The sequence below is a fragment of the Leisingera sp. ANG-Vp genome (genome assembly GCF_000813725.1).
Lineage (GTDB): Bacteria > Pseudomonadota > Alphaproteobacteria > Rhodobacterales > Rhodobacteraceae > Leisingera.
Map to the genome: position 1 here is coordinate 34,302 of NZ_JWLD01000040.1, position 8,829 is coordinate 43,130.

General features: G+C 62.6%; 9 protein-coding genes. 6 read left to right on the plus strand and 3 right to left on the minus strand.

Translation table 11 applies throughout. The features are described 5' to 3' along the window. Positions 1-73: 73 nt before the first annotated feature. Positions 74-523, minus strand: a complete 450-nt coding sequence (locus RA20_RS13725) for a methyltransferase family protein (RefSeq protein ID WP_039129748.1) — start codon at positions 521-523, stop codon at positions 74-76. A 224-nt stretch (positions 524-747) separates the two neighbouring features. Continuing rightward, positions 748-1,692 (minus strand): MBL fold metallo-hydrolase, encoded by a 945-nt coding sequence (locus RA20_RS13730; RefSeq protein ID WP_039129749.1) that lies wholly within the window; start codon positions 1,690-1,692, stop codon positions 748-750. 142 nt (positions 1,693-1,834) lie between these two features. Between RA20_RS13730 and RA20_RS13735 the strand changes: the two genes are divergently transcribed. From RA20_RS13735 to kynA, 4 genes are all read left to right on the plus strand, one after another. After that, a complete protein-coding gene (locus tag RA20_RS13735) occupies positions 1,835-2,587 on the plus strand; it encodes an SDR family NAD(P)-dependent oxidoreductase (protein ID WP_039129753.1) in 753 nt (250 codons plus the stop codon). After that, positions 2,587-2,970 (plus strand): MmcQ/YjbR family DNA-binding protein, encoded by a 384-nt coding sequence (locus RA20_RS13740; protein WP_039129755.1) that lies wholly within the window; start codon positions 2,587-2,589, stop codon positions 2,968-2,970. Before RA20_RS13735 ends, RA20_RS13740 begins: the two co-directional genes overlap by 1 nt. Positions 2,971-3,058: 88 nt before the next feature. After that, a complete protein-coding gene (gene kynU, locus RA20_RS13745; RefSeq protein ID WP_039129758.1) occupies positions 3,059-4,252 on the plus strand; it encodes a kynureninase in 1,194 nt (397 codons plus the stop codon). A 148-nt stretch (positions 4,253-4,400) separates the two neighbouring features. After that, positions 4,401-5,234: a tryptophan 2,3-dioxygenase gene (gene kynA, locus RA20_RS13750; RefSeq protein ID WP_039129760.1), complete on the plus strand. Its 834-nt coding sequence runs from the start codon at positions 4,401-4,403 to the stop codon at positions 5,232-5,234. Positions 5,235-5,356: 122 nt separating this feature from the next. Here the strand turns inward: kynA and RA20_RS13755 are convergent, their stop codons facing one another. After that, positions 5,357-5,935: a TetR/AcrR family transcriptional regulator gene (locus tag RA20_RS13755; protein ID WP_039129762.1), complete on the minus strand. Its 579-nt coding sequence runs from the start codon at positions 5,933-5,935 to the stop codon at positions 5,357-5,359. 97 nt (positions 5,936-6,032) lie between these two features. On the opposite strand from RA20_RS13755, the gene RA20_RS13760 reads away from it, so the two are divergent. Both RA20_RS13760 and RA20_RS13765 read left to right on the plus strand, forming a co-directional pair. Next, positions 6,033-6,497: a (2Fe-2S)-binding protein gene (locus tag RA20_RS13760; RefSeq protein WP_039129765.1), complete on the plus strand. Its 465-nt coding sequence runs from the start codon at positions 6,033-6,035 to the stop codon at positions 6,495-6,497. A 3-nt stretch (positions 6,498-6,500) separates the two neighbouring features. Then, complete coding sequence (locus RA20_RS13765; RefSeq protein ID WP_039129767.1) at positions 6,501-8,741, plus strand: xanthine dehydrogenase family protein molybdopterin-binding subunit; 2,241 nt, start codon at positions 6,501-6,503, stop codon at positions 8,739-8,741. The last annotated feature ends 88 nt before the right edge of the window (positions 8,742-8,829 follow it).

The following is an 8,829-nucleotide window of genomic DNA, read 5'->3' on the forward strand; positions in this document are numbered from 1 at the left end:
TACAACGCGCAACATTATTGCGCAAGGATTTTGCCGCATCGCCGCAATTTTACGCCGCAACGCCGCATTGACATCACATCCAGCGGCGCACCTTCTTCTCGTAACGCGCCCAGTCGGCCCGGAACGTGCGCCGCATCCGGTCCTCTTCCGGGATCACAAACCGCTTTTCCAGCACCCAAAGGAAGACCGGGATCAGCGGCAGCGACAGCACCGCGTCGAACCACAGTATGAGGCCCGCGAGGATCAGCACGTCGCCCAGATAGATCGGATTGCGCGAGCGGCTGAAGATCCCCGTTTGCACCAGCCGGCTGGGGGTCTGATGCGGGATCACGGTGGTCTTTTGCCGCCGCATCTCGGTAATCGCGAGCAGTGCCAGCAGCAGGCCGCCGCCCAGCAGAATGCCGCCCAGGAAATCCGCCCAGGCGCCACCGAAGGACAGCCCGAATGCAGCATGTTTTGCCTGCAGCCAGGCAATCAGAACACAGCCCGCCAGCCAGGCGGGCGGCACATCCAGCCACCGCATCACGCCCTGCCCTTTTGCAGATTATGTCCTGAAATCACGCACATCGCGGGCAGTCTTTCCTCATCCAGCCAGGCCGTCCAGACCTCTTCAACCAGGACTGAAAATTAAGGACAAATTGCCCCTGATGCCGCATTAACGGCGAATCTGTCCCGACTTGCGGCATGATCCTGCACAAAATCCCCCGAATGCCTAAGTATATTTATGTGTACTGAGGGTGCAGGGGCTTATTCCCACTCCATTTCCTCAAAAACGCGGCCTGCGTTCTTTGTTGCCAGCTCCTCGAATGTGTCGAGGCCTTTCCAGCGCTCCTGGTCAACATAATATGCGTTTGCAAGGTCTCCGCCCGCCTCGATATGGGCACCGATCTTGCCGCGCAGGTCGGTCAGATAGTCGAGCGTGTAGCGCCGCACCTGCGGCAAATTGGTCGGATGGCCGTGGCCGGGGATTACATAGGCGGGATCGAGGGGTTCCAGCTTCTCCTGCCAGGTCTCAATCCAGCATTTGGTGCAGGTGTGCGGGAAGACCGGCAGCATCCGCTCGTGAAAGGCGATGTCGCCGGCAATCAGTAGGTCCCACGCGGGGATCCAGACCTGGATGTCGCCAGGATCATGCGCGGGGCCAAGGTGCAGCACCTGCATCTCCACCCCGCCTAAGCTCAGATCATAGCGGTCCTCAAACGACATGTTTGCATGCTCGACACGCGTCTCACCGGCGCGGTCCTTGTTGTAGCCGCGCATGCGCTGCAGGATCATGTCGCTGTTTTCCTGCGTCTCGGCAATGGCCTCGGCATGGGCCAGCACATCCACCCCCTGATCGCGCCAGTAGCCATTGCCCAGCATCGCGTGGCCCTGGCCGTTTTCGTTGATCACCAGCACCACCGGCTGATCGGTCACCTTCTTGATTTCCTCATGCAGAGCTTTGGCCAGTGCATCCGACGCGCCGGAGTTCACCACCACCACGCCTTCGGAGGTCACTACAAAGGACAAGTTATTGTTATGGCCCGCGTTTTGATAGGTCGGCGGCGCCGTTGCACCTATGGCTGAAAAGACGTTGGGAATGACTTCCACCGGCTTGGAGTAAAGCTCGGATTGCGGGTACTGGTCGGCAATGTCCTCGCTGGCGAAGGCGGCGAATGGCAGCAGCAAGGCAAAGGCGGCAAGGGTTTTCATCACATCTCTCCCTGATCATCTGCCGCAACATTCACACATGCGAATATAACTGTAAACGCCTCAATGCGCGGCGTGACGGCACGGCGGGGTTGCCAGAGGCTTCTGCACGGATAGGCTGATCCGCAAACAGGGAGGCGAGGTCATGAGCTTGCAAGGCAAACACGCGCTGGTCACAGGCGGCGGCACCGGCATCGGGCTGACGATTGCTCAGGCCCTGGCTGCTGAAGGCGCCCAAGTCACCATCACCGGACGCAGGCAGGAGGTGCTGGAGGACGTTGCAACGGACGGCTTGCACCCGCTGGTCATGGATGTGCGCGACGAAGACGATGTGGCCGCCAAGGCGGACGCTGCCGTAGAGGCCCGCGGGCCCATCCAGATCTGCGTTGCCAATGCAGGCATCGCCGAGGGAGCAGCACTGCACAAGACCACGATGGCGTTCTGGCGGGACATGATGGCGACCAACCTGGACGGCGCTTTTCTGACTATCCGGGAATCCTTCAAGTCGATGCGGCAAACCGATTGGGGCCGGGTGATCACGGTGTCCTCGATTGCCGGGCTGCGGGGCCTCAAAGGGGGCGCCTGCTATACCGCGAGCAAACACGGGCTGGTCGGCCTGACCCGCGCGCTCAGCGAGGATTACCTGGGCACTCCGTTCACCTTTAATGCGCTTTGCCCCGGTTATGTGGACACGCCGATTGTCGAGCGCAACATCACCTCGATTGCCCAGCGCGCCGGGCTCAGCGCGGTGGAGGCGCTGGATGTGATGGTCAACGCAAACCGGCACAAGCGGCTGATCGAGCCTGCCGAGGTCGCCGCCGCAGCCCTATGGCTTTGCGGCCCCGGGTCCGGTTCCGTGAACGGCCAATGCATTGAAATCGCTGGAGGGCAAACCTGATGAACCGAAAGGAATTCAATACCTTCTGCGGCACTTTCCCGGCGGCTGAGCATGTGGTGCAATGGGGCAATTCCGACGTCTGGAAAGCAGGCGGAAAGCTCTTTGCGGTCTGCGGCTGGGCCGATGGCCAGGACGCCTTTACCTTCAAGGCAGGCGAAATCGCCTATGAGGTCCTGCAGGAACGCCCCGGCGTCCGCCCCGCGCCATACCTGGCCTCACGCGGCATTAAGTGGCTGCAGCAGTTTGATGACAACGGGCTGTCGGACGCAGAGCTGAAGGAACAGATCACTCTCTCCTACCAAATGGTGACTGCAAAGCTGTCCAAGAAGAAGCGCGCCGAGTTCGGCATCCCCGATCCTCAGCCCGCGTCCCGGCAGGACTGAACCCGGCCGCCACTGGACACAACGGTTCAGATCATATAGCAAACCTAAAAGCTTTAAGCTTGAAATACCCATCAGACGCGAGGCTCCGATGACCGATTTTGCCGCAACCAAGGCGATGTTCGACCTGCCCGAAGGGGTGATCTATCTGGACGGCAACTCGCTGGGCCCCCTGCCCCGCGCTGCCACCGAACGCGTCGGGAAGATGATGCAGGACGAATGGGGCCAGATGCTGATCACCGGCTGGAACAAGGCTGGCTGGATGCAGAAGTCGAAGGACCTGGGCGACCGCGTCGGCCGCCTGATCGGCGCCGAGCCGGGCCATGTGATCATGGGCGACACCCTGTCGATCAAGGTGTACCAGGCGGTGGCCTCGGCACTGGAGCTGAACCCGGGCCGCAAGGTGGTGCTGTCGGACAATGGCAACTTCCCCTCTGACCTTTACATCGCGGACGGGCTGCTGAAATCGCTGGGGCCGGATTACGAGCTGCGGGTGGTGGACCCGGAATCGGTCGAAGAGAACATCACCGACGAAATCGCGGTGCTAATGATCACCGAGGTGGATTACCGGTCGGGCCGCAAGCACGACATGAAGGCGCTGACCGCCAAGGCGCATGCCATGGGCGTGCTGACGGTTTGGGACCTGGCGCATTCCGCCGGCGCGGTGCCGGTGGATCTGGCGGGCTGCGAAGCCGATTTTGCAGTCGGCTGCAGCTACAAGTACCTTAACGGCGGCCCCGGCGCGCCCGCTTTCATCTATGTCGCGCCGCGCCATGCGGAGACTGCCCGCCCGGCGCTCTCCGGCTGGCTGGGCCACGAGGCGCCTTTTGCCTTCGACCTTGACTACCGCCCTGGCCACGGCATCGACCGGATGCGCGTCGGCACCCCGCCGGTGATCCAGCTCACCTCGCTGGAGGCCGCGATGGATATCTGGGACATGGCGGATATGGATGCCGTGCGCGCCAAATCCATGGAGCTGTGCGATCTGTTCATCGCCGAGGTGGAGGACCGCTGCGTGGGGCTGAAACTGGCCTCCCCGCGCGACGCCGCTTTGCGCGGCAGCCAAGTGTCGTTCAAGTTCCGTGAAGGCTATGCCGCCATGCAGGCTCTGATCGACCGCGGCGTGATCGGCGACTTCCGGGCCCCGGACATCATGCGGTTCGGCTTCACCCCGCTTTACATCGACGAAAGCGATGTACGCGCGGCTGTGGCGATCATGGAAGATGTCATGGCCAATGCTCTGTGGGACCGCGCCGAATACAAAACGCGCCACGCCGTCACCTGATGCGCCTGCGCTCCTCATACCATGTGCCGCTCTGCCGCCCGGCGGGCTGGGTTGCGCTGTGGCGCCGCCTGGCCCAATGCGGCACCCTGAACCGGAGAAACCATTCCTTTCCCTAAGCCGTGATATACTCAGGAAAAGGAATGATCCGATGACCCAACCCTATGACCCCGCCGATGAAGGCGCCCAGATGTCCTTTGACGGGCGCATGTCCTATGGCGACTACCTGTCGCTGGACATGCTGCTGAATGCCCAGAAGACATGGACCAATACTCATGACGAGATGCTGTTCATCATCCAGCATCAGACCTCCGAGCTGTGGATGCGGCTGGCCATTCATGAACTGACCGCCGCCCGCGAGCGGCTGCAGAGCGGCAAGGCGCATCAGGCGTTCAAGATGCTGGCACGCGTCGCGCGGATTTTCGAGCAGCTGAACTCCGCCTGGGACGTGCTGCGCACGATGACACCGTCGGACTACACCGCTTTTCGCGATGAATTGGGGCAGAGCTCTGGCTTTCAGTCGCATCAGTACCGGCAGATCGAATTCATGCTGGGTAACCGCAACAAGGCAATGCTGCGGCCCCACGCGCACCGGCCCGACGTCCTGGCACTCTTGGAAGCGGAGCTGGCGCAGCCCTCGCTTTATGACGTGGCGCTGCAGGTGCTGTCGCAAAGCGTTGCGCTGCCGGAAGGGGTCTTGAACCGGGATGTGAGCGAGGCCTATCAGCCGCACCCCGCAGTGACCGAGGCCTGGACCCAAGTCTACCGCGATACCGAGAAGCATTGGGAGCTCTATGAGCTGGCTGAAAAACTGGTGGATTTCGAAGACTACTTCCGCCGCTGGCGGTTCAACCATGTCACCACGGTGGAGCGCGTGATCGGCTTCAAGCGCGGCACCGGCGGCACCGGCGGCGTCAGCTATCTGAAACGGATGCTGGAGGTGGAGCTGTTCCCAGAGCTTTGGCATTTGCGCACCGAACTCTGAGCCAGCAGTAAAAGAAGCAAAGGCTCCCGCCCGTCATCAAGGGGCGGAGCCCCTTTCTTCCCGTTGGGCCCGGCGCCGCGCCTTGGGCGCGGCGGGCCTGGCACCAGGCCGCCCCCGGATTGTCAGGGCTCCAAAGCCTGAGCACACAGGGCGGCATAGCTGGAGACGTCAGTCCGGTAGGCAGCATATCCAGCAGCCGATTTCTTGATCCCCTTGAGGCAGGCGCAGATCACCCGCGCCATGTCCGCAGGCGGCGCCGGCAGGCTCACACGGCCCGCCTCTGCTTCAGCCGTCAGCCAGTTGGCATAAAGCGAACTCAATGCAGCTTCGCCTTCCTCGATACTCTCTCCCGCGACGCTCACTGAGGTTTCCAGCAGCTCCATCCCGTGCGGCGAGGACATCATGGCTTCCATTGCTTCGCCGCCATGCCCGGCAAATGCCGCTGCCAATTTGCTCTTCAGATCCGCATCCGCAGCCAATGCTGCTGCGATCTCCGCCTGCGCCCGGGCATAATAGCCCTGCACAAGAGCGCGGAGGATCGCCTCCTTGTTCTTGAAATGCAGATAGACCGCGGGCCGCGACATGCCCGCCCCCTTGGCAATGTCATCCATCGAGGTCTTGCGGAATCCATATGTGGAAAACGCCGTCCAGGCGGCGGTGAGGACCGCCTGCTGCTTCGGATCTATGCCTGCCATGTTCATAAAACCGCTTCTGACACCTGTTGTAAAAAATGTCAATTGACACTCTGACACATTTGCCTATTTTTGTCACAACGCCACAGCCCAGGAAGGCACAGCCATGTCCACCACGCTACGCATCAACGGAAAGAACCATCAGGTAGAGCTGCCGGACGAGGTGCCCCTGTTGTGGGTGCTGCGCGATGAAGTGGGCCTCACGGGCACCAAATTCGGCTGCGGCGTCGCGGCCTGCGGCGCCTGCACCGTGCACATCGATGGCGAAGCGGTGCGCTCCTGCCAGGTGGCGCTGTCGGATGTCTGGGGAGACGTGACCACCATCGAGGGCATCGGCACGCCGGAAGCCATGGCAGCCATCCAAAAGGCCTGGGTCGATCATCAGGTGGCCCAATGCGGCTATTGCCAGTCCGGCCAGATCATGCAGGCGGCGAGCCTGCTGGCAGAGAACTCCGCCCCCTCCGATGCCGAGATTGACGAGGCGATGCAGGGCAACCTCTGCCGCTGCGGCACCTACCCCCGGATCCGCACCGCAATCCATGCCGCGGCGCAAGCGCTGCAGGAGGCATAACCCATGGCCAGCATTGCAAAAATCGCCCGCCGCACGTTTCTGATCGGTTCTGCCGCCATCGTGGGCGGCGTGGCCTTTGGCGCCTATTACGTCAGCCGCCCGGCGCCCAACCCGCTGAAACCGGGCGAAGGCGAGGCCGCGCTCAATCCTTTCGTTCTGATCGACCAGAACGGCGTCACCCTGTTTGCGCCGCGCGCCGAAATGGGACAGGGGGTGAAGACCAGCTGGGCAGCACTGATCGCCGAAGAACTGGATGTCGAGCTGGATCAGGTGCGCGTCCTGCACGGGCCTGCTGCCAAGGCCTATTACAACTCGGCCTTCATGGCGGATGCGCTGCCGGGCAAAGGCTACGACACCAGCAATTTCAAACACTCCATCGGCGAGGCGCTGGGGCATCTTGGCAAGGTGCTGAGCCTGCATGGCACCGGCGGCTCCACCTCGATGAAGGACGGGTTCAAGCGGATGCGGCTTGCCGGCGCCTCGGCCCGCGAGACGCTGAAACAGGCTGCGGCAGAACGGCTCGGGCTAAGCCGCAGCCAGTTCAGCACCGCCAATGGCGCAGTGATAGCACCGGACGGCACCGCAATCCCATACGCCGATTTGGCCATGGAAGCGGCAAAACTGGAACCGGTCGAAGCAGATCTGCGCCGCAAGAGCGCGTGGCGGCTGATCGGTAAATCCCAGCCGCGCCTGGACATGGTGGAAAAGGCCACCGGCACCGCAGAATTCGGCATCGACGTGCGCTTGCCGGGGATGAAGTTTGCCGCGCTGCGGATGAACCCGCGCCAAGGCAGCGGCATGAAAGGCTTTGACGCCTCAGCCGCCAGCGCCATGCCCGGGGTGGAGAAAGTGATCGATATGGGCGCCGGTGTCGCCGTGGTCGCCAGCAACACCTGGCTGGCCATGCAGGCGGTTGAAGCGATCGAAGTGGAATGGGAAGACGCCCCCTATCCGCCGGAAACCGATCAGGTCTTTGCCCGCATCGCCGAAGCCTTTGATGATGAGCCTAACTCCGTCATGCGCGACGATGGCAATGCGGATCAGAGGCCCGAAGGCGCAACCGAACTCACAGCAGAGTACCAGGTTCCCTATCTGGCCCATGCCACCATGGAACCGATGAACGCCACGGCGCTGCTGGAAAGGGACAAGCTGACCGTCTGGTGCGGTAATCAGATGCCAACTTTCACCCAGTCAAAATGCGCAGCTGAGGCAGGCCTCGAGAGCGAACAGGCGGACATCCGCACGACTTACCTGGGCGGCGGCTTCGGGCGCCGGGTGGAGTTCGATTATGCAGTGCTGGCAACCCGTGTGGCAAAGGCAATGCCCGGGGTGCCGGTGCAGCTCACCTGGAGCCGCGAGGAGGACATGCGCCACGACATGTACCGCCCCGGAGCCATGGCCCGGATGCGCGGCGCGGTGAAGGACGGCCAGGCAGTACTGCTCGACGGCAAGGTGGCCGCAGCCTCCCCCACCCATCAGGCCATGCAGCGGCTGGCGGGCTTTACCCCTTCCGGCCCCGACAAGGTGCATGTGGAGGGCTTCTTCAACCCGCCCTATGCAATCCCGAACTTCCGTATGGCGGGCCACCTGTCGGATGTGCAGATCCCGATCGGTTTCTGGCGCTCGGTCGGCAACAGCTTCAACGCCTTCTTTGTCGAAAGCTTCATCGACGAGATGGCCCATGCGGCCAGCACCGACCCGATGGACTTCCGTCTGGGCCTTGCACGGCAGGAATGGGCGCCTGCCGCCGGCGTGCTGGAGGCGGTCAAGGAGATGTCCGGCTGGACCGGTCAAACGCCGGAGGGCACCGGCCGCGGCGTCGCCATGTGCTACAGCTTCGGCACGCCGGTGGCCGAGGTTATCGAAGTGGTGGAGGAAGAGGGCTCCATCCGCATCGCCAAGGCCTGGATTGCCTGCGATATGGGCCAGGCTGTCGACCCTGAGATCGTCAAGGCGCAGATGTTCGGCGGCATGGCCTACGGGCTGTCGGCGGCCTGTTTTGGCGAGATCACCTTCTCGGACGGTGCGGCTGAACAGGGCAACTTCCCGGACTATGACGCCCTGCGCATGCACACGATGCCGGAAACCGAAGTCCAAGTGCTGGAGACTCAGGCCCATATGGGCGGTGCCGGCGAGCCGGGCACCCCGCCAGCGGCGCCTGCGCTGGCAAATGCTCTGTTTGACCTCACTGGCAAGCGCGCGCGGCAGCTGCCCCTGATGCACATGTTTGATCTGCTGATCTGACCGGGCCGGCGGCCTGCAGTTCAACAGCAGGCCGCAAGCGCCGGTGTCAGTCCAGGATCTTGACCATCCGGTAGTTGTGGATCTTCAC

Excerpts from the sequence above, each read along its gene's own strand:
- RA20_RS13725 (WP_039129748.1), bottom strand. The coding sequence starts at position 523 with ATGCGGTGGCTGGATGTGCCGCCCGCCTGGCTGGCGGGCTGTGTTCTG.
- RA20_RS13730 (WP_039129749.1), bottom strand. The coding sequence starts at position 1,692 with ATGAAAACCCTTGCCGCCTTTGCCTTGCTGCTGCCATTCGCCGCCTTC.
- RA20_RS13735 (WP_039129753.1), top strand. The coding sequence starts at position 1,835 with ATGAGCTTGCAAGGCAAACACGCGCTGGTCACAGGCGGCGGCACCGGC.
- RA20_RS13740 (WP_039129755.1), top strand. The coding sequence starts at position 2,587 with ATGAACCGAAAGGAATTCAATACCTTCTGCGGCACTTTCCCGGCGGCT.
- kynU (WP_039129758.1), top strand. The coding sequence starts at position 3,059 with ATGACCGATTTTGCCGCAACCAAGGCGATGTTCGACCTGCCCGAAGGG.
- kynA (WP_039129760.1), top strand. The coding sequence starts at position 4,401 with ATGACCCAACCCTATGACCCCGCCGATGAAGGCGCCCAGATGTCCTTT.
- RA20_RS13755 (WP_039129762.1), bottom strand. The coding sequence starts at position 5,935 with ATGAACATGGCAGGCATAGATCCGAAGCAGCAGGCGGTCCTCACCGCC.
- RA20_RS13760 (WP_039129765.1), top strand. The coding sequence starts at position 6,033 with ATGTCCACCACGCTACGCATCAACGGAAAGAACCATCAGGTAGAGCTG.
- RA20_RS13765 (WP_039129767.1), top strand. The coding sequence starts at position 6,501 with ATGGCCAGCATTGCAAAAATCGCCCGCCGCACGTTTCTGATCGGTTCT.